The 19,413-nt window shown below is 63.7% G+C and carries 22 protein-coding genes, 1 tRNA gene and 1 pseudogene; 10 read left to right on the top strand and 14 right to left on the bottom strand.

Annotated features, from left to right (window positions below):
- The first annotated feature begins 15 nt into the window (after positions 1–15).
- From DMP03_RS10650 to DMP03_RS10635, 4 genes are all read left to right on the top strand, one after another.
- Positions 16–1,851, top strand: a complete 1,836-nt coding sequence (locus tag DMP03_RS10650; RefSeq protein ID WP_152120650.1) for an FAD-binding protein — start codon at positions 16–18, stop codon at positions 1,849–1,851.
- Between the two features lie 267 nt (positions 1,852–2,118).
- The gene (gene glmU / locus DMP03_RS10645; protein WP_152120649.1) at positions 2,119–3,303 is read left to right on the top strand and encodes a bifunctional sugar-1-phosphate nucleotidylyltransferase/acetyltransferase; all 1,185 of its coding nucleotides are present in this window, start codon (positions 2,119–2,121) and stop codon (positions 3,301–3,303) included.
- Positions 3,304–3,337: 34 nt separating this feature from the next.
- Positions 3,338–4,189, top strand: coding sequence for an SDR family oxidoreductase (locus DMP03_RS10640; protein WP_152120648.1), 852 nt, complete (start codon positions 3,338–3,340; stop codon positions 4,187–4,189).
- A 50-nt stretch (positions 4,190–4,239) separates the two neighbouring features.
- The gene (locus DMP03_RS10635) at positions 4,240–4,431 is read left to right on the top strand and encodes a DUF7576 family protein (protein ID WP_152120647.1); all 192 of its coding nucleotides are present in this window, start codon (positions 4,240–4,242) and stop codon (positions 4,429–4,431) included.
- Here DMP03_RS10635 and DMP03_RS10630 read toward each other — a convergent pair.
- From DMP03_RS10630 to DMP03_RS10615, 5 genes are all read right to left on the bottom strand, one after another.
- On the bottom strand, positions 4,420–4,800 hold the full coding sequence (locus tag DMP03_RS10630; protein ID WP_152120646.1) for a hypothetical protein: 381 nt from the start codon (positions 4,798–4,800) through the stop codon (positions 4,420–4,422). The two genes, DMP03_RS10635 and DMP03_RS10630, sit on opposite strands and share 12 nt — an antisense overlap.
- Positions 4,801–4,852: 52 nt before the next feature.
- The gene (locus DMP03_RS14355) at positions 4,853–4,996 is read right to left on the bottom strand and encodes a hypothetical protein (protein ID WP_172967133.1); all 144 of its coding nucleotides are present in this window, start codon (positions 4,994–4,996) and stop codon (positions 4,853–4,855) included.
- A gap of 79 nt (positions 4,997–5,075) precedes the next feature.
- A tRNA-Thr gene (locus tag DMP03_RS10625) sits at positions 5,076–5,149 on the bottom strand.
- A gap of 41 nt (positions 5,150–5,190) precedes the next feature.
- A complete protein-coding gene (locus tag DMP03_RS10620) occupies positions 5,191–5,643 on the bottom strand; it encodes a GNAT family N-acetyltransferase (RefSeq protein ID WP_152120645.1) in 453 nt (150 codons plus the stop codon).
- Positions 5,643–6,830, bottom strand: coding sequence for a phosphoglycerate kinase (locus DMP03_RS10615; protein WP_152120644.1), 1,188 nt, complete (start codon positions 6,828–6,830; stop codon positions 5,643–5,645). Before DMP03_RS10615 ends, DMP03_RS10620 begins: the two co-directional genes overlap by 1 nt.
- Before the next feature lie 120 nt (positions 6,831–6,950).
- On the opposite strand from DMP03_RS10615, the gene DMP03_RS10610 reads away from it, so the two are divergent.
- Genes DMP03_RS10610 through DMP03_RS10595 form a run of 4 tightly spaced genes read left to right on the top strand, consistent with a single transcriptional unit; the run spans position 6,951 to position 10,960 of the window.
- The gene (locus DMP03_RS10610; RefSeq protein ID WP_152120643.1) at positions 6,951–8,057 is read left to right on the top strand and encodes a branched-chain amino acid ABC transporter permease; all 1,107 of its coding nucleotides are present in this window, start codon (positions 6,951–6,953) and stop codon (positions 8,055–8,057) included.
- Positions 8,054–9,352, top strand: coding sequence for a branched-chain amino acid ABC transporter permease (locus DMP03_RS10605; protein ID WP_152120642.1), 1,299 nt, complete (start codon positions 8,054–8,056; stop codon positions 9,350–9,352). The genes DMP03_RS10610 and DMP03_RS10605 overlap by 4 nt, the downstream gene beginning before the upstream one ends.
- A complete protein-coding gene (locus DMP03_RS10600; protein ID WP_152120641.1) occupies positions 9,345–10,235 on the top strand; it encodes an ABC transporter ATP-binding protein in 891 nt (296 codons plus the stop codon). Before DMP03_RS10605 ends, DMP03_RS10600 begins: the two co-directional genes overlap by 8 nt.
- Positions 10,232–10,960 (top strand): ABC transporter ATP-binding protein, encoded by a 729-nt coding sequence (locus DMP03_RS10595; RefSeq protein WP_152120640.1) that lies wholly within the window; start codon positions 10,232–10,234, stop codon positions 10,958–10,960. Before DMP03_RS10600 ends, DMP03_RS10595 begins: the two co-directional genes overlap by 4 nt.
- A 3-nt stretch (positions 10,961–10,963) precedes the next feature.
- Here DMP03_RS10595 and DMP03_RS10590 read toward each other — a convergent pair whose 3' ends face one another.
- From DMP03_RS10590 to DMP03_RS10570, 5 genes are all read right to left on the bottom strand, one after another.
- Positions 10,964–12,268: an ABC transporter substrate-binding protein gene (locus DMP03_RS10590; protein WP_152120639.1), complete on the bottom strand. Its 1,305-nt coding sequence runs from the start codon at positions 12,266–12,268 to the stop codon at positions 10,964–10,966.
- A 60-nt stretch (positions 12,269–12,328) separates the two neighbouring features.
- Positions 12,329–13,087: a GTP cyclohydrolase III gene (locus DMP03_RS10585; RefSeq protein WP_152120638.1), complete on the bottom strand. Its 759-nt coding sequence runs from the start codon at positions 13,085–13,087 to the stop codon at positions 12,329–12,331.
- On the bottom strand, positions 13,084–13,788 hold the full coding sequence (locus DMP03_RS10580) for a YIP1 family protein (RefSeq protein WP_152120637.1): 705 nt from the start codon (positions 13,786–13,788) through the stop codon (positions 13,084–13,086). The genes DMP03_RS10585 and DMP03_RS10580 overlap by 4 nt, the downstream gene beginning before the upstream one ends.
- Before the next feature lie 39 nt (positions 13,789–13,827).
- Positions 13,828–14,412, bottom strand: coding sequence for a thymidine kinase (locus DMP03_RS10575; protein WP_152120636.1), 585 nt, complete (start codon positions 14,410–14,412; stop codon positions 13,828–13,830).
- Positions 14,413–14,484: 72 nt separating this feature from the next.
- On the bottom strand, positions 14,485–15,039 hold the full coding sequence (locus DMP03_RS10570) for an NADPH-dependent FMN reductase (RefSeq protein WP_152120635.1): 555 nt from the start codon (positions 15,037–15,039) through the stop codon (positions 14,485–14,487).
- A gap of 110 nt (positions 15,040–15,149) precedes the next feature.
- On the opposite strand from DMP03_RS10570, the gene DMP03_RS10565 reads away from it, so the two are divergent.
- On the top strand, positions 15,150–15,749 hold the full coding sequence (locus DMP03_RS10565; RefSeq protein ID WP_152120634.1) for a hypothetical protein: 600 nt from the start codon (positions 15,150–15,152) through the stop codon (positions 15,747–15,749).
- Positions 15,750–15,758: 9 nt separating this feature from the next.
- Here the strand turns inward: DMP03_RS10565 and DMP03_RS10560 are convergent.
- From DMP03_RS10560 to DMP03_RS10545, 4 genes and pseudogenes are all read right to left on the bottom strand, one after another.
- Positions 15,759–16,217: pseudogene (locus DMP03_RS10560) on the bottom strand (A/G-specific adenine glycosylase); the annotation flags it as partial.
- A 78-nt stretch (positions 16,218–16,295) separates the two neighbouring features.
- Positions 16,296–17,084 (bottom strand): nucleotidyl transferase AbiEii/AbiGii toxin family protein, encoded by a 789-nt coding sequence (locus tag DMP03_RS10555; protein WP_152120633.1) that lies wholly within the window; start codon positions 17,082–17,084, stop codon positions 16,296–16,298.
- Complete coding sequence (locus DMP03_RS10550) at positions 17,084–17,917, bottom strand: type IV toxin-antitoxin system AbiEi family antitoxin domain-containing protein (protein ID WP_152120632.1); 834 nt, start codon at positions 17,915–17,917, stop codon at positions 17,084–17,086. Before DMP03_RS10550 ends, DMP03_RS10555 begins: the two co-directional genes overlap by 1 nt.
- Positions 17,918–18,088: 171 nt before the next feature.
- On the bottom strand, positions 18,089–19,006 hold the full coding sequence (locus DMP03_RS10545; RefSeq protein ID WP_152120631.1) for an A/G-specific adenine glycosylase: 918 nt from the start codon (positions 19,004–19,006) through the stop codon (positions 18,089–18,091).
- Between the two features lie 86 nt (positions 19,007–19,092).
- Between DMP03_RS10545 and DMP03_RS10540 the strand changes: the two genes are divergently transcribed.
- Positions 19,093–19,413 (top strand): hypothetical protein, encoded by a 321-nt coding sequence (locus DMP03_RS10540; RefSeq protein WP_152120630.1) that lies wholly within the window; start codon positions 19,093–19,095, stop codon positions 19,411–19,413.

The raw sequence follows: 19,413 nt of genomic DNA, 5'->3' as shown, positions 1-19,413 counted from the left end.
AATAACTACAGACCAATGCACGAACACGACGTAATCGTGGTCGGTGGCGGCGGAGCCGGACTCCGTGCTGCCATCGCTGCCCACGAAGAAGGCGCGGATGTCGCCATCGTGACGAAGCTCCACCCGGTTCGCTCGCACACCGGTGCGGCGGAGGGTGGAATCAACGCGGCGCTTCGCGACGGCGACGACCCGAAGGACCACGCGTACGACACGATGAAGGGGTCGGATTACCTCGGCGACGCCCCAGCAATCGAGACGCTGTGTGAGATGAGTCCCGAAGAGACCATCCAGCTCGAACACTGGGGGATGCCGTTCTCGCGAGAGGACGACGGGCGCGTCTCACAGCGGCCGTTCGGCGGGCTTTCGTTCCCGCGGACGACGTACGCGGGCGCAGAGACCGGCCACCACCTGCTCCACACGATGTACGAGCAGGTCGTCAAGCGAGGTATCACGGTGTACGATGAGTTCTACGTCACCGAACTCGCCACCACCGACCACCCGGACCCCGAAGAGCGGGAGTGTCACGGCTGTATCGCCTACGACATCAAGAGCGGCGATCTCGTCGGCTTCGAGGCGTCGGGCGGCGTCATCCTCGCCACCGGCGGCGACGGACAAACGTTCGACCACACGACCAACGCGGTCGCCAACACCGGCGACGGGCTGGCGATGGCGTACCGCGCGGGCGTTCCGGTCGAGGACCCCGAGTTCGTCCAGTTCCACCCGACCACCCTCCCGAGCACGGGCGTGCTCATCTCCGAGGGGGTTCGTGGTGAGGGCGGTATCCTCTACAACGGCGACGGCGAGCGGTTCATGTTCGAACACGGCTACGCCAACAACGACGGCGAGCTCGCCTCCCGTGACGTTGTCTCGCGCGCCGAACTGACTGAGGTGAACGAGGGACGCGGTATCGAAGACGAGTACGTCTACCTCGATATGCGCCATCTCGGCGAGGAGCGCGTCGTCGACCGCCTCGAGAACATTCTCCACCTCGCGGAGGACTTCGAGGGCGTCGACGGGCTGGACGAGCCGATGCCGGTCAAGCCCGGCCAGCACTACCACATGGGCGGTATCGAGACGAACGAGAACGGCCACACTTGCATCGACGGCTTGTACGCCGCCGGCGAGTGTGCCTGTGTCTCCGTCCACGGGTCGAACCGACTGGGCGGCAACGCGCTACCGGAGCTCATCGTCTTCGGTGCGCGCGCCGGCTACCACGCCGCAGGGCGTGAGCTCGGCGAGGCGCGCATCCCGACCGGGCCGAGCGCGCGTACCGAAGACGAGACGGGTCTCGACACGCCGGTGTCGCCGGGCGCAATCGACCAGCCCGACCCGGATGCCGTCGCAGACGGCGGGGCGATGACCGCCGACCCGACCGCGACGGTCGAGCACACGCTCGAGGGCGAGCGTGCTCGCGTCGAGGAGATGATGGACCGGGACGGTATCAACCACGCCGAAATCCGCTCCGACCTGCAGGACGCGATGACCCAGAACGTCAACGTGTTCCGCGAGAAAGAGGGGATTCAGGACGCGCTGGAGACGATTCGCGACTGTCGTGAACGCTACCAGAACGTCGCTGTCGCCGACCCCTCGCGCACGTTCAACACGGACCTGCTCCACACCATCGAGACGCGCAACCTCATCGACGTGGCCGAGACCATCGCGCTCGGCGCGCTCGCACGCGAGGAGTTCCGTGGTGCCCACTGGCGCGCGGAACACCAGGCGCGCGACGACGAAGACTGGCTCAAACACACCATGATCGCGTGGAACGACGGCGAGCCGGACCTCTACTACACCGACGTGCTGCTCGACGGCGAGGAGAAGACGTACGAGCCGAAGATTCGTTCCTACTAACGCACTTTTTTCCTGTTCAGGTGCGCTTCGCGCACCACTCACAGGAAAAACCTGAAATAAAACCCGCAGCCGTCGCTCACTCCGTTCGCGCCCGTGAACCGCTCGCACAGCGAGCGGATGCTTATCAGCGAAGCCGCAGCCAACCGGCGCATGCGCTGGTAATTCGTCGGCCACGGGACGAGACGGGAGCGCGACGCACCGTGGCCGGAGTCGAGTCGCCTGTTCGCCAAGCAGTACACCTAACGACGTGGCCGGCCAGTCACGGGTATGCACGCTGTCATCCTCGCCGCCGGAGAGGGGACGCGGATGCGTCCGCTCACCGAGTCGATACCGAAGCCGATGTTACCGGTCGCCGACCGTCCGCTCGTCGCACACACCGCCGACGCTGCCGTGGCTGCGGGCGCAGACCGACTCGTGTTCGTCGTCGGCTACGAGGCCGACCGCGTTCGCGACCACTTCGGCGAGTCGTATCGAGGGGTTCCGGTCGCGTACGCCACGCAGGACCAACAGTTGGGGACGGCACACGCGGCCGCCGCTGCTCGCGAGCATCTGGACGACGACTTCGTCGTCCTAAACGGCGACGACCTCTACGATGAGGACGCGCTGGCGGCGCTGTTCGAGCGGTGTCCTTCCGTCGGAGCCTACACGGTTGATGACCCGCGGCCCTACGGCGTCTTCTCTATCGACGACGGACAGGTGACCGACATCGTCGAGAAGCCCGAGGACCCGCCCAGCAGCCGCGTCAACGTCGGTGCATACCACTTCCCGGCAGAGGCTGCCGACTGGCTCATCGAGGTCGACCGTTCTGACCGCGGCGAGTACGAAATCACCGACGTGCTCGCGAGAGTCATCGCCACACACGATGTGTCGGCCGTTCCGGTACGCCGGTGGCTCGGCGTTGGACGACCGTGGGAGCTGCTGGAAGCCAACGAGTGGAAGCTCGCGGAACTAGATCGACACGTCGACGGCGAGGTTCACGAGCGAGCAGAGCTACGCGGCTCTATCGTGGTCGAAGTCGGTGCGACAGTCGACGCTGGCGTCGTCGTCGAGGGACCGGCGCTGATTCGGTCGGGAGCCGATGTCGGCCCGAACGCGTACGTCCGCGGTGCGACACACATCGGGAAAAACGCCCACGTCGGCAACGGCGTTGAGCTGAAAAACACCGTCGTGATGCAGGAGACGAACGTGCCGCACCTCTCCTACGTCGGCGACAGCGTCCTCGGCGAGCGAGTCAACCTCGGCGCTGGAACGCAGGTGGCGAACCTCCGCCACGACGGCGAACCCGTCGAAACCACGGTGAAAAGTGAGCGCGTCTCGACGGGTCGCCGGAAGTTCGGGGTGGTCGCCGGGCCGGACGCGAAGACGGCCATCAACACCTCACTGAACGCCGGGGTCGTCCTCTCGGCCGGCGCGACGACGACGCCCGGCGAGTCGGTTCTGCGGGACCGGTAGGGACACCTATTATCCGGGGAGCCGTTGTACTGGTGTGTCACTGAGCAAACCCGACCTGAGCGGACAGACGGCGTTCATCACAGGAACGACCCGCGGCATCGGCAAGCAGTTTGCGCTCGCGCTCGCGGAGTGTGGCTGTAACATCGTCTCGACCGGCAAAACGACCGACGACACCGACGACCAGCGGCTCGAAGGGACAATCGAGCAGACTGCCCGCGAGGTTCGCGACATCGGCCCGGAGGCGCTCGCAATCGAGTTGAACGTCCGCGAGGAGGAGAACGTCGAGCGCGCGGTCGAGAAGGCGATCGACGAGTTCGGCCAGATCGACATCGTCATCAACAACGCCAGCGCCATCCAGGCCGTCTCGACGGTCGACCTGCCGGCCAACCGATTCGACCTGCTGACTGACGTGAACGTCCGGGGAACGCAGCTCGTCTCGCGAGCGTTCGCGGACCACCTACGCGGACAGGAGTCGTCGTGGCTGTTCGCGAACGCACCGCCGGTCACCGTCGACCGTGCGCCGGGGTCCGGCCCGTATGCGTGGTCGAAGCTCGGGATGTCGTTTCTCACCCTGTCGCTGGCGGACGAACTCACCGGCGACGACGTTGCGTGTAACACTATCTGGCCGGTCACGGCAATCGACACGCGCGCGACCCGCTACTTCGGGATGGGCACCGAAGACGACTGGCGGACCCCGGAGGTCATGTCCGACGCGCTGTTGGAGATTCTATCTCGCGACCCGGCGACGTGTACGGGCAACAGCTTCTACGACGAGGAAGTGCTTCGGGAGGCTGGCGTGACTGACTTCTCGGAGTACAACCTCACCGAGGGCGACCCGGCACCGACCTCCGCACACATGTTCGACCCGAGCTACGAACGCCCGTAGGAATCGCCGCCGTGGGTACGGCTAAGTGTGCGTGGCAGTAGGTATCGATAATGAAGGACCCGACCTCCGATCTGGGCGAGGATATCTCGCCGGACGAGGCCCCCGCCTGTGAGTGGTGTGGCGACTCACTCGCGAACGCACCCGACCGTCGCACCCGGACGTGGGTCGAAAACAGGGAAGTACAGCGGGTACAGTTTTGTGACGGTGCGTGTCTGGACTCGTGGCGCGACTCACAGGAGTGACTCGCCCAACACGATGACCGAGAGGTTGTTAGCGAAGACGACCAGCCCAGCGAGGAGGAGGAGGCCGACGAACGCCTCGATACCGTACGCGAACGCCCGTTGGTATCGCTCGTCGGTAGTCTCTAGCAGAAAGACCATCACACGGAAGCTCACGACCACGGCCACCAACACGGCGAGGTGAACGGCCACGATGGTAGCGAGTCGACGCGTCAACAGCCACCGCATTAGCGGGTTCGTCTCGGCCTGGGTCCCGTAGATTGTCGCGGCGCCGGCTGTCGTGAGCAGATCGACGGGAATGAGCAGAAACAGTACGACGGCGACCCAACTCCAGTAGTCGTCGGTCCACTCCTCGAGTTGGTCAGGCTCCATACCGGAAGGATAGCCGCAGGAGGGATATGTTCGGGGACGCTTCGAGCGTCGGTTAGTGGCTCGCCCCGCCGTGGTCGCCGTCGCCGTCGTTGACCTCCGACAGGATGTCGGTGACGTAGTGGACGCTGGCGACGGCAAAGAGGATCAACACGAGGGCGACAATCGCGATCGATGCGAGGACGACGGTTTGGCTCATATCCGTACGTTCGTCCGGTGTCGGACAAGAAAGTATCTATGCATCGCCGTTGTGTCGGAGCCGCGAGGACACGGTCTGAAGCCAAGGGAGGGATTTGAACCCTCGAACTCCCGATTACAAATCGGGTGCGTGCACCACCCACGCTCCCTTGGCACGTCTGCCTCTCGGTGGTCGACCCTTGTATCGGTTTCGCGTTACGGTCGCCGCTCCATCTCGATCCGATGGGGCTCGAATCCGTGGTCCCGGTAGAACGCCCGCGCTCGCTCGTTGGCCGCCAACACGTCGAGCGCGATTCGGTCTGCACCGCCCTCGTGGAGCGAGTCGACCGCAGCCTCCAACAGCGCCGTGCCGATTCCGTTACCGCGGTGTCGCTCTGTGACGTATAGATTCTCGATGATTCCTCGGGCGTGGTCCTGTTTGAACGCGCCCTGTTCGGGGTAGAACGTGGTGAACCCGACCGGGTCGTCGTCGACGCGGGCGAGCCGGACACCGCCGACGACAAGCCGCTGTGAGAGCGACTCGCGAATCCGGCTCTCGTTTTCGGTTACGCGCAGGTGTGAGCCGTGTGCTCGCTGGTCGTGCGCGAGTTCGAGCCACAACCCGACGAGCGCGTCGAGCGTACTCGCGGTCGGCGTGGTGAGTTTCATCAGTCGTCGAGAACCTCGACGGCGGGGAGGGTCCCGCCGGTCAGCATCCGCAACGCGGCCCCACCGCCCGTCGAGACATGCGTGAAGCCTTCGAGCCCGAGCGAGCGGAGCGCGGCCGCGGTGTCGCCGCCGCCGACGATGCTGTGGTCGGTGCGAAGCGCTGCTTCGTACAGCTCCCGAGTCCCGAAGGAGAACAGGTCGTTCTCGAAGACGCCGGCGGGGCCGTTCAGGATAACCGTCCCCGCGTCTTCGAGGATGTCAGCGTACGCGGAGACCGTCCGAGCGCCGATATCCATCGCTGGCTCGGCCGCCGGCAACGACTCGGTATCGATTTCGACCCGTTCGCCGTCGCGCTCGACGGCCACGTCACGCGGGAGATACAGCCGGTGACCGAACTCGTCTAGGAGTTCGCCGGCCTGCTTGACCGCTTCTGGCGAGCGGTCGTTGACGATCTCGGCGGAAGCGGCACCGAGCGTGACGCCGTCGGCGAGGAGGAAGGCGTTACCGACGATACCGGCGGTGACGACGGCGTCCGCGAGCCCGCGTTCGAGGACCGACCGGGCCACGTCGATGGAATCTGCGACCTTTGCGCCCCCGAGGACGTAGACGCGCGGCTCCGGCGACCCGCCGATGCTTCCGAGCACCTCGAGTTCCGTCTCCATCACGCGACCGGCGTAGGAAGGGAGCCGCTGCGGGAAGCCGACGAGCGACGGTTGTGATCGGTGTGCGGCTGCGAAGGCGTCATTGACGTACGCGTCGAGGACCGGCGCGAGCTTCGCGACGAGGTGGGTGTCGGCCGCCTCGCTCGGCTCCCACTGCATATACTCCTCGCTGTAGAAACGCGTGTTCTCCAACACGAGAAGCCCGCCGGGGGCAAGTCCACGGACGCGCGAGCGAGCGTCCGCAGAGAAGGTGGCATCACAGTACTCGACGGGCGCGTCGAGTAGTTCGTCGAGTCGCTCGGCGTGCGGTTCGAGCGTTCCGAACTCGTCGCCGCCGGGCCGCCCCTGGTGGGCGATGACGACGGTTCGGGCGTCCGCCGCGGCGAGTTCGGTGAGCGTCTCGATGTGTGCCCGCAGACGGGCATCGTCGGCGAGCGTTGCCGCGTCCGTGAGCGGACTGTTGATGTCCACCCGAACCCCGACGGCCGCGCCGGCTGCGTCGAGCGAATCGAGCGTCCGTACCATACCCGAGGTTCCCGCCGGTCCGGTCAAAGGTGTTTCCTTTACGCGTCTCGGCCTGGTGTTTCTGAGGAACGATAACCCTTTATACGATGCACGTCGGACGAATGAGCGTGATTCACACACATGGGAGCTAGTGCGACAACAGCACGCGGTCGGGAGCTCCTGGCCCGTCTCGGCGTCGCCGTCACGCTGGGTGGTGCTGTCCTGTTACTCATCGACCTACTCGCACAGCTCGCGCGAGTAGACCTCTGGATAATCGGCGGTGAGCTGGCTTTCTCACAGCTCATGAACTATCTCTGGACAGGGCTTACTCTTGGACTTATCATCGGACTTGCCGGGGTTGGACTCTCGTTGACGTACAGTATTCTCAACTTCGCCAACTTCGCGCACGGCGATTATCTGACGCTCGGCGCGTTTTCCGGCTGGTCGGTCGCGTACGTCATCGCCGGACTCGGCACGATCGACTTAGCCAGTCTCATCCTCGTAGACGCACCGTCGAGCAACGTGGGGGCGAGCGTGACCAATACGCCCGTCGCCGTCGTGGTCGGGTTGGTCGTCGCAATCGTCGTGACGGTCGCGCTTGGACTCGCGCTCGACAGGGCAGTGTACAAGCCGATGCGCAACTCAGAGGGCATCTCGCTGCTCATCGCCAGTATCGGTGTCGCGTTCATCCTCCGATATCTCGCCGCGCTCATCTTCGGAACGGGCCGTCGCGGCATCACGGCACCCAGCGAGATTCCGAGCATGACCGTACTCGGCGTCCAAGTGAACGCCCACCAGCTGACGATTCTCGTCGTGGCGCTCGTCGCAATGATGGCGATCCACCTCCTCTTACAGCGGACGAAGATCGGGAAGGCGATGCGCGCGATGGCCGACAACCGCGACCTCGCACGCATCACCGGGATTCCGACCGAGCGCATGATTACCGCCACGTGGGTGCTCGGCAGCGGTCTCGCGGGCGCGTCGGGGTATATGCTCGTGCTCGCGCGTGGGACACTCGGCTTCAACGACGGCTACCTCCTCTTGTTGCTCATCTTCGCTGCGGTCATTCTCGGCGGCATCGGTTCCGTCTACGGGGCCATCGTCGGTGGGCTTCTCATCGGTATCACGAGCCGTGTCGCACTCGTCTGGGTGCCCGGTGAGTTCGGTCGCCCGGTCGCCTTCGGACTGATGATCCTCTTCCTGCTGTTCCGGCCGTCTGGGCTGTTCGGGGGGGTGGAGACAGCATGAGCACCGACACCGAGGGCCGCTCGCGGCTCGTGACGGACGCGGGGTACATCGCCGGAGCGATGCTGCTGTTGTACGTCGTCTTCCTCATCTTGGGGACGCTGCAAGGGTACCCGGTTGCGGGAATCATCTCCAGTCTCCAGCGCGTGACGTTCCTCGTGGCGGTGTACGGACTCGCCGTGCTCGCGTTGAACCTCCACTGGGGGTACGCGGGCCTGTTCAACATCGGGGTCGCCGGCTTCATGGCTGTCGGCGTTTACACGAGCGTCATGCTGACTGCGCCGGTCGGGGCAAGCCCGCCCGGACTTGGGCTCCCGCTTCCCGTCGGCATTCTCGGCGGGATGCTCGCGGCTGCGCTCGTCGGACTCATCGCCGGACTGCCGGCGCTGCGGCTCCGCTCGGATTATCTCGCCATCATGACGGTCGCGGTGAGCGAGATTATCCGCTTCACGTACAACTCCAACACGTTCAGTCAGTTCACCGGCGGCGCGAGCGGCTTCGACTCGATTCCGCCGGGACCGATCCGACAGCTGCTCTTGCAGGACGCTTCGTCCATCATCTCGGAGCCGACGCCGCTCGGCGCGGCAATCTTCCAGTTCATGGAGTTTTCCGGTATCGGGTGGATATCGCTCGGGCGACCGGATACGATAAACATCCTCTCGACGCTGCTCATCGTCGTCGTGTTGGTGCTCGTGTACGCGTTCCTCGTGCGGGCAGTGAACTCCCCGTACGGCCGCGTGCTCAAGTCGATCCGCGAGGACGAGGTGGCCGCCCAGTCGCTCGGGAAGAACACGAGCCGGTTCAAGCTGAAGACGTTCATGCTCGGGTGTGCGCTGATGGGGCTTGCCGGTATCATGTGGTTCGGCGCAATCGGGCAAAGCTCCGTCTACCCGAACGCCTTCCGTCCCGAAATTACGTTCTACATCTTCATCGCGCTCATCATCGGCGGTGCCGGCTCGAACACCGGGAGTGTCCTCGGTGGTGCGTTGTTTGCCGGGCTGCTGTTCGAGGCACCGCCGCGCGTCGCGACAATCCTCACCGACGCGCTCGGCGTCACGAACGCGCCAGACACGATTATCGGCGCGCTCGGCCCGATAGCGAGCGGGCAACTCACTCCGATGCTCGGCTTCCTGCTCGACAACATGAGTCAGCTCCGATTCATCTTCGTGGGCGTACTGCTCATCTACCTCATCCAGCGGCGACCCGAGGGGCTGTTGGGCCACCGCTCGGAGATTGCGGCGGCCACGGACCTCTCTGTCCGTCCGTCACAGTCCAAGGGAGGTGAGACCGATGAGTGACGAACCCGGACCGGCGACGACGAACATTCCGGACGACGTGGAGACGCCGGATGAACTCGACCCAGAGAGCCACGACTCGGCGGTCGAGGAGGCGGCGAAACGAACTCCGCGTGGAATCCCGCTGCGCGTCGACGGACTGCGCAAGGAGTTCGGCGGCATCACCGCCGTCGACGGAGCCAGCTTCCAGGTCGAAGCCGGCTCGCTGACTGGACTCATCGGTCCCAACGGAGCCGGCAAGTCGACGACGTTCAACTGTATCACCGGTGTCCACACGCCGACGGCCGGGCAGGTGCAGTTCAACGGCGAGAACATCACCGGACTGGAGCCACACGAGGTCGCGAATCGGGGCCTGGTTCGGACGTTCCAGATCGCCCGAGAACTCGAGGAAATGACCGTCCTCGAAAACATGATGCTCGCACCGAAACACCAGCGCGGTGAGTCCGTCGTCCGGTCGGTGACTCCGGGACTCCGGCGTGACGTGGTCTCACAGGAGGAGGAACTCCGCGAAGAGGTCTGGGAGATGCTGGAGTTCTTCGAACTGGACCACATCGCCGAGGTGGAAGCCGGGACGCTCTCGGGTGGCCAGCGGAAGCTGTTGGAGATGGCGCGCGCACTGATGACCGACCCCGAGATGGTACTGCTCGACGAGCCACTCGCGGGAGTGAATCCGACCCTAGAGGAGAAACTCCTCGAACGGATTCATGAGCTACGGGAGGACGGCTACACCTTCCTCTTCGTCGAGCACGATATGGATATCATCATGGAACACTGTGAACACATCATCGTCATGCACCAAGGGAAGGTGCTGGCCGAGGGGGGCGCCGACGACATCCGCAATAACGAAGCGGTCGTCGAGGCGTACCTCGGGGAGGATGTCTCGTGAGCGATTTCAAGACGAGCGACGACGGCCTATTGCAGGTGTCGGCGCTCGATGCCGGCTACGGCGACCTCCAGATTCTCACCGACGTGGACATGAACGTCGACGACGGCGAGTACGTCACCATCGTCGGGCCGAACGGGGCCGGCAAGTCGACGGTGATGAAGTCGGTGTTCGGACTCACCACCTACATGGACGGGGAAATCGAGTTCCGGGGCGACGAGATTCAGGGGAGCAACCCCGAGGACATCATCCATCTCGGACTCAGCTACGTGCCACAAAACGGGAACATCTTCGAGTCGCTCACCGTCCGCGAGAACTTGGAGATGGGCGCGTACATCCTCGATTCGGTGCCCGAAGACCAGATTCAGGCGGTGTACGACCGGTTCCCGATTCTCGAAGAGCGGAGCGAACAGGAGGCCGGCACGATGTCCGGCGGCCAACGGCAGATGCTCGCGATGGGTCGGGCGCTGATGCTCGACCCCGACCTGTTGATGCTTGACGAGCCGTCTGCCGGGCTGGCACCCGACCTCGTCGAGGAGATGTTCGACCGCATCGACCGCATCAACGAGGCCGGCACCTCGGTGTTGATGGTCGAGCAGAACGCCAAGGAGGCGCTGCGCCGGTGTGACCGCGGCTACGTGTTGGTCAACGGCGAAAATAGATACATGGATTCAGGTGAAGCCCTGCTCGGAGACGAGCAGGTCAGACAGGACTTCCTCGGCGGCTGAGGATTAGCTGTACTGAATCTCGTCGATGGTGCGGATACCGCCGCCTTCCTCGAAGCCGAAGTACTGGTAGGTCGCCGCCTGCAGGTCGCCGTTGTCGTCGAAGTCGACGGCACTGGAGGCACCGACGTACTGGATTTCGGTCCCTTCCGCGGCCATCGCGAGCCCCTCACCGAGGGTGCTCGGCATCACTTCCTCGCCGCCGGGGTTGGCGACGTTCTGCATCTCCTGGGCGATTGCTGCGCCGTCGTTCTCACCGGCGGCAGCGTTGGCGAGCAGACAGACGGCCGTCGCGTCGAACGCCTGTGAGGTGAACACGCCCGGCTCGCTGTCGTACTCGTTTTGATACTGTTCGGTGAAGTAGTCGCGGCCCGGCCCGGCCGCGAGCGGGGCCGTCCCCTTCACGTTCTCCATCGCGTTGCCGACCTCCGACGGGAGCGCCGAGTCCTGTAGCCCGTCCGTGACGAGAATCGGGAGCGAACCGTCGTAGTTGGAGTAGTAGTCGCGGAACAGCTGAATCCCCGACTCGGGGTAGCCGATGACGATGAGAATATCCGGGTCGTCGGCGAGCACGTCGGAGAGGCGCGCGGCGTAGGAGCTCTGTGACTGCTCGAAGGCGACCGTCGTCTGGACGGTGCCGCCGTTCTCCTCGAAGGCCGAGGAGAAACTCTCGGACAGCAGCTGTCCGTAGGAGTTGTTGACGTAGAGGGTCGCGGCCGTGCTGGCGTCTTCACGCTCCATCGCGACCTGTGAGAGCACCTCGCCCTGGAGTGCGTCCGTCGGCGGGGTACGGTAGATGAGTCCGTTGTCTTCGAGGTCCGTAATCGCGGGCGAGGTGGACGCCGGCGAGCAGCCGACGATGCCGTTCGGGACGAGGACGTTCTCGTACACCGCGATAGAGACCTCCGAAGAGGCGGCCCCCGTAACCGCCGGGTACCCCTGATTGTTCAGGTTGTTCGCGGCCGAGACTCCGGCGTTGGGGTTCGTCTGCGTGTCGCCGACGGTGTAGTCGAGCTCGAAGGGATTGTCCTCATCGTCTTCGAGGACGGCAAACGGGAGAATCGCACCGTCGCGAATCGCGGTGCCGAGACTGGCGAGGTCGCCGGTCTCGGGCATCAAGACACCCTGTCGGAGCGTGCGGTCGGTGGAGCCACCGTCACCGTCACCGTCACCGTCACCGTCACCGTCACTGCCATCTCCACCGTTGCCGCCATCTCCGTTGTCGCCGCCGCTGGAACAGCCGGCGAGTCCGGCCATCCCGGCAACGCCGAGTCCGCGCAACACGGTCCGTCGATTGAGTCGTTCTGACATACCACGCGTGGGTAACGTGGGAGGGGTAATAAACGTGCGCACCGGCGCGACGGTTGCGCGCTATCGGAACTCGACGGTCGTCGCCTCGTGGCGGCAGGTTTCGAGCGCGTGCTTGGCGTCCATGCCAGCCGCCTGTGCGGTTCGTGCCCGTCCGACTCCCACCTTGAGATCGACGCCGACGTCCTCGCGAACGTGGTCGATGGCCGACTTGTAGGCGTCGCCGTCCATCGCGGGACAGACCGCGATGATGTTGTCGCCGCCGACGAAGAAGGAAAGCCCGTCGTGTTCCTCGCGCATGTGTTTCATCAGGCTTGCGTACCCCTGTTCGATCTGGATGAAGGAGTCGTACTCGTTGAGCTGGTCGGTGTACTTGCCGGTGGCGTCGTTCACGTCGAAGTGCGCGATTTGGACGTCCTCGTCGGTGCGGTTGGACTCGGCGAGCGGGTCCCCGCGGAGCACCTCGGTCCGGGCGGCGTCCTGTGCGGAGCCGGCCTCTTGGAGGTGCTCCGTCGCCGTCCCGAGTGCCTTAGCGGGGTTGGCGTCCGTCTCGACGCCCAGCGAGATGGTGACCGGGTAGCGGTTGCTGACGGACTCTTGGATGAGGGCGTGGGCGTCGGCGTCCAGCCCGTTCGTCACGGCGATCATGTTGTCGAAGCGGGTGAAGAAGACGTACCCCTCGCGGTTGCCGAACAGCTGTGAGAGATCGGCGTACAGCCGGGACTGGAGCGTCTGGAGGTCGACCTCGCGGCGCGGCTCGGGCGTCACCGTCCACGGTCCGTAGTTGTCGATCTGGATGAGCGTGATCTGCGTGTTCGTCACACCGGCGGTTCGCGAGCGGCGAGTAACTGTGTTTCCATCTCTCCCGTCGGCGGCGGGCGTGAGACGATATCGACGCCGACGAGCGTCTCCAGTGAATAGATGCCACCGAAGAAGTAGCCGAAGACGATGACGGCCGGCACCGCCACGACGACGACGGCACGGTGGATTGAGATGTCGTGGACCGTCGCCATCCCCACGACCAGCAGGCCACAGCCCCACAGCGCGAGACCGACCCGCCACGCGGCCACGAGTTCGGCGACGAGGGGCGTGCCCGCGAGTATCGGTGGAACCCCGACCCCGGCAAGCGCCATCGGCGCGGTCGCGTACGCGAGCACCTGCACGGTCTTGCTCACGCCCCCGCGGTCGCGCACGAACGCGATGGTCAACACGACCTGCATGGCGGCGACGAGATGCAGCCCGACCGGCCCGATGATGAACGTGGCGAGCAACAGGCCGACGAGAACGGACGCCGCTTCGCTCGCGAAGAAGCCGGGTCTGGAGGCGGGAAGTGTCGCGAATCGTGTCGCCGTGTAGCAGAAGGAGACGACGATGACGAAGCTGAGTCCCGGCGACTGGTCGCCCGGCGAGATGCCGTTTCGAAAGAAGCGTCGCGGTCGCGCGAGCAGTTCCAGCCACGCCCGCACCAGCCCGCGCGGTCCGCGCTCGCGGCCCCCGTCCGGATTCTCGACCCACGTAGTCACACCGAGATGTTACGTCGGGCCGGACTAAGCGGTTCCGGGCTAGTCCCGTCTGACGACGTGACAGTCTCGACACCGCGCCTCGTATGACTCCTCTGCGCCGACGAGCACCGTCGGGTCGTCGTAGTGGGCCGGCTCCCCTTCGATGAGTCGCTGATTTCGCGAGGCCGGCTCGCCACACTGCGAACAGATTGCCTGATACTTGTCGACGTACTCGGCGATGGCCATCAGCTCCGGGAGGGGATAAAACGGCTCGCCGCGGAACGTCTGGTCCGTGCCGGAGACGAGGACGCGTCTGCCCTCGGCGGCCAGCTCCTCGCAGGCGTCGACGAGCGCACCCGAAAAGAAGTTCGCCTCGTCGACGGCGATGACCTCCTCGCCGTTGAGCGTCCCGTGAATCCCAGGACCGGGGTCGTCGCTGTCGACGACGGTCGCCTCGATCTGCTGGCCGACGTGGCTCCCGATGGTGGCAGTGCCGTAGCGGTCATCGAGCGCTGGCGTGAAAGCGGCGACCGACTGGCCCGCGATTTCCGCGCGACGGACGCGGCGGAGAAGCTCTTCGGTCTTTCCGGAGAACATCGAGCCGGTCACGACTTCGACCCACCCGCTGTTCGTGATGGCGTGCATACTCGGGTGCACGCGGTCACGGAGAAAGTCGTTGCGTTCGTCGGTAGCCACCTCCGGATTTTTCACCCCTGACTACTCTCGGGTGCGCTCGTCAGGTTCGATCGTCGCGTACGCGACCAACTGCTCGCCCAGTTTTGTGACCCGGTCGGCGGACTGCTCGTCGGTGAGCACGCCGTTCTCGAAGCGCGAACTCGCGTTCTGAATCGCGACCTGGTGGGGGACGACCCACGCGCCGACAGCGCGGGCGACGATACGCAGGTGATCGACCGGACTGGAGGAGTAGCCGCCGCCGGCGGCGGTGAGCAGGCCGACGGTCGTCCCGTCGAACTCGTCGAACCCACAGTAGTCGAGCGCGTTCTTCAACACGCCCGAGTAGGAGGCGTGGTAGTTCGGCGTCCCGAGGACGACGGCGTCGGCGCGCTCGACCCGCGCGAGCAGGTCAGCACTGTCGCCGGGGTCGTCGTGGTCGTGGTTGTACGGCGGGAGGTCGAACGCCCGTAAGTCGATGAGGTCGGTCTCGACGCGGTTGTAGCCGGCTGCCGTCTCGAGAACGTGCTCGCAGGCGAGACGCGTGTAGCTGGTCTCGCGAAGGCCACCGACGAGCGCGGCAACGCGAACGGTGTCCATGCTCCCACTGTCGGGCCGCCACACATATCGGCTGTTATCCACAGCGGGCGTCGCTTCGCTCGGCGAAGATTTTTGACCCTCGGATATATGTCGTTCAGTCGTGGGGAATTATGTCACTTGCTGACGCACATCGACCGACGAGTCGCCGCGAACGCTACAGTCTGATGGCCGACGCCGCGTCCCGGCCCTTCGCCGCGGGCGCGGTTGCGATTCCGCTCGCGCTCCCCGTCGTGGGGTATCTCTCCGGAGACGTTCGGGTCATGTTCGCCGTCCACCTGTTCCTCGGGGCGTTCTGGTTCGGGACGGCGGTGTTGGGTGCAGTCGTGCTCGGTCCCGTTATGGGGTCGCTCTCGGAGGGAGCAAACGTCGAGTTCGCGAAAGGGTTCGTCCCGCGGATGAACCTCCTCATGGAGCCGATATCGGTCGGCGTCGTCGGCTCGGGCATCGGACTCGCGGCCATGATGGGACTGTGGGCGTCGCCGTCGCCGACGCTGTGGGCTGCACTCGCTATCGCGGTCGCGCTGCTCGTGCTCGGGTTCGGTCCGCTCCACTCGTTTACCGCCGGGATGTTCGATGAAATCGCGGCCGAGGACACGGACCACGAGCGGCTCGCGGAGCTGAACAAGAAGTACGGCATGTTGAGTCTCGTCGAACTCGTCTTGATGATCGCAATCGTCGGGACGATGGTCGGTCTGCGCTGGGGCGTCTGAGTTACCGATTCAGCTCCGGAGCCGAACCATCGTATCCTCGCTTCCGTCTTCGATGTCGACCAGCCCGTCGTCCGCGAGGTCGGCGAGCAGTCCACGCAGCCACTCGCGGCCGTACTCGCCGTCCGGTGCGTAATCGACGCGGACCCGATGGCCGAGTGTGTCGAGTTGTAGTTCGCCGTGCTCGTTAAGAAGCTTAACCACGCGCCCGCGCATCTGTCGGCGGCTCCCCTCGAAGCTCGGCTGAGTGGGAACCTCCGGCGCGGTGAAATCGCCGGTCTGGTACGCGTGACACCACTCCCGCCACGGGCAACTTGCCTCGTCACACCGTGGTTTCTTTCCGCAGGCGACACCGCCGAGTTCCATAATTGCATTGTTCCAGATTCGGGACTCTCCGTCCGGCATGATCGCGTTCGCAACCGTTTCGTAATCCGGATCGTCCACATTATGGATTTCTTCAAACGCCCGATGGTTGGCGAGATATACCATAGATCCGGAGAAGACGCAGCCATCCGTCTCCGGAGAGGTATTACCCAGGCTACGATTCGTCTATATCGAACTGATGTAGTCTTCGAGCGTGTCATACATTAAGTTGAACTCGGAAAGATCCGCAACCAGGTCGGGAAGGGTATTCTGCCAGCCGTCGCGGATTTCATCCCGTTTCTCCCTGGGAAGTCTGTCTCGGAGGTCGATGTCCAGACCGTCGTGTTCACACTTTCGCGTGAATGCCGGACGGATAACCGAGTCACCAACGTCAGCCTCGGTAATCATCCGATAGAGATCGTAGTAATCCCGAGCCTGTGATCGCTGATAGAGCGCTCGCAACTTCTCTGCGAAAATCTCCTCTACGCTGTACGCGGTCAACTCGAATTCGGGGACATCCTCGTAGCTGTGGCGATGGTTTTCCGAAGGGAACGCAACGTGTTCATCGATCATAACGTCCAAGCTTGTTGTGTTCTTGTGACTGAGCACAGCGGTGTACTGGATGTTGACACCGACGTAGTGTGTCGGATACGCTTCTTTCTGCAGCTCGCGGTGTTTGGTCACCTCAAAGTCGATGCCGGAGGCTCTGGTAGCGTCTTTCAATACGTCTCGCAACTCCGCTTCGCTCCCTTGGTACTCTCCCTCGACACCGAAATCAAGATCCTCCGAATAGCGCCACGTCTCCGGGAAGTACAACTTACTGAGCGCAGTGCCGCCCTTGAACAGCAGGTTATCGCCGTATTGGCTCGTGTAGATCGCCCAGAGGATCCACGAATTAACGTAGTTCTTCTCCGCGTAGCCGAGGCGAACATCCAACCCTCTGGCCAGCCGCCGGAGTTGCGGTTCGGAAATCATTATGAGAAGTCCTCCGGCTGGAACGATTCGGGGCTGACATTCAGGCGGAGTTGGTACGTGCTGTCGCGGGTGCCCTTCGCTTCTCTCGTCGGATCAAGCAACGGGTACCCAGTCGTGAAGTTCTCGACGATCTCGTCGTACTCCGGAAGCTCGATCTCCAACTGGTCGGCGAGGTAGACGATTCGTTTCGTCGCGGCACCGTTCCCGACTCGCCGCAGATACTCGACGACCCGCTCCCAGGAACATCGCGTTTCTGCCGCGTTCTGCATTGCCTTTGCAAGCTCGTCGATGCCTCCACAGAACTCCGGATGGTCAGCGCAATCGACCAGCGTTTTCTCGATACTCGAAATATTCACTTGGTTAGACCCGACCGCAGTCGGTTGATAGCCGAAGAATTTCTGCTCAGTAACTGTCACCGGTTGATAGGTAACCCCGTGGATTTCGCGTTCTTGGGCGCGTTCTGTCGTCACGATGTACACAGTACGGGACAGCTGCTCTGTAAGCCTGTGATGGTTCATCGCACTCCAGTACCCGATGTACATCGGCTCGACGAGTGCGGACGCGATCACGAACTCGTGTTCGGTATACACGGCGTTCTCACCCGCAGCGAGTGGCAGGATGAGATACTTCCCGTACGCGATCCGCTCAAGCCAGCCCTTCTTCTTGAGCGTATACGCCATATCCTTGGCTGACTTCCGAGGGATGTCCAGGACATCCGCCATATCACCGATGGTGATGATCTGTCGGCCCTCGCTTGCAAGCCGTGAGAGTGCCTGCGATTCACGTGTCGACAGGCTCTTTCGTTGAGTCTCTTCTTCGTTTGTTGATCCCATAGCCGCTTAGCGTACATAGAATCTAAATCCGAGCGGGAATAAAGGTACTCGTTGAGATCGGGTTTACCAAAAGTCGACTTGAGAGGCGCTCATCGGACATAGAACCTAAATCAGGTGTGAAATAATATATTCCCTTCTCGAATGTGAGTCGTTCAGCGGACCTGAATCAGACTACTGGAGGCGAGCCGTTATCTGATCGTCCCCTTCCTCAACTTGGACGAGACCGTCGTCAGAAAGGTCCGAAAGGAGACCCTGCAGCCACTTTCGCCCGTGCTCACCGTCAGGTGTGTAGTCCACACGAATCCGATGACCAAGCGTGTCTAGGTCCATTTCGTCGTGTTCGCCGAGGAGTCGAATGATCCGACCCCGGAACTGCCGTCGGCTCCCCTCAAAGCTCGGCTGTGTGGGCACGTCGGGTGCGGTGAAGTCACCGGTCTGGTACGCGTGACACCACTCGCGCCATGGGCATCCTTCCTCGTCACACCGAGGTTGCTTCTGACATGCGACGCCACCCAGTTCCATAATCGCGTTGTTCCAGATTCGGGACTCTCCGGCCGGCATGAGCGCGTTCGCAACCGTTTCGTAATCCGGATCGTCCACATTATGGATTTCCGCAAACGCGCGATGGAGGACGCGTTTCACGTTCGTGTCGACCACGGCGTCTCCGTTGTTGAACGCGAAAGAGGCGACCGCGTTGGCGGTGTAGGGACCCACGCCCATCAGTTCCTGCAGCTCGCCGGGGGATTCGGGAAAGGAGCCGTCGTACGCGTCACGGACCTGCTGTGCGGCCTCGTGGAGATATGTCGCACGATTATTGTAGCCGAGCGAGTGGCTGCTCCAGAACCCGACAACGTCCGACTGGGCGGCCCCGGCGAGCGCGGCCACGTCGGGCCACTCATCGAGGAAGTCGTGGTACGCTTCCTCGACGCGGGAGAGCTGTGTCTGTTGGCTCATCACCTCGCTCACGAGAATTCGGTAGGGATCAGCCGTCTCGCGCCACGGGAACGAGCGGTGGTCGGTCTCGTACCACTCGATGAGGCTGGACTGCACGGCCGACACGTCTTCGGGCAGCGGACCGGACTCCGTCATTACCACGTGTTAGCGGTGACGTTCGCTTGAGCGTGACGTTTACCCGAACCGGGGGTAGTTATGCGGCTCGGTCGCGTTCGTTGGATATGACGCTCGACCACCTCCAAACGGACGTAGAGAACGCGGCTCGCGACCTCGGCGATGAGTGTACCGTCGTTCTCGACGCCGAGACGCGCAACGAACTGGCGCTGTTGTCAGCTGCCTACGGCACGGACGACCCAGCCGAACTGTTCCGGCGTGCGATTCACGGCCTGTTCCAGCGACAGGTCGAGACCGGCAACATCGACTTCCATCTGCGCTCGGAGTACGACTGCACCTACGACGAGTATCTCTCGGGGATGACGTTCGCCGAGATGACCGGCCAGCAGACCCCCGAGCCGAACGACGACCGCCGGTACCAGTTTTAA

It is taken from the genome of Halosegnis rubeus (genome assembly GCF_009184545.1).
GTDB lineage: Archaea > Halobacteriota > Halobacteria > Halobacteriales > Haloarculaceae > Halosegnis > Halosegnis rubeus.
Note: the sequence above shows the minus strand (reverse complement) of the source record. Positions and strands in the feature narration are given on the sequence as shown.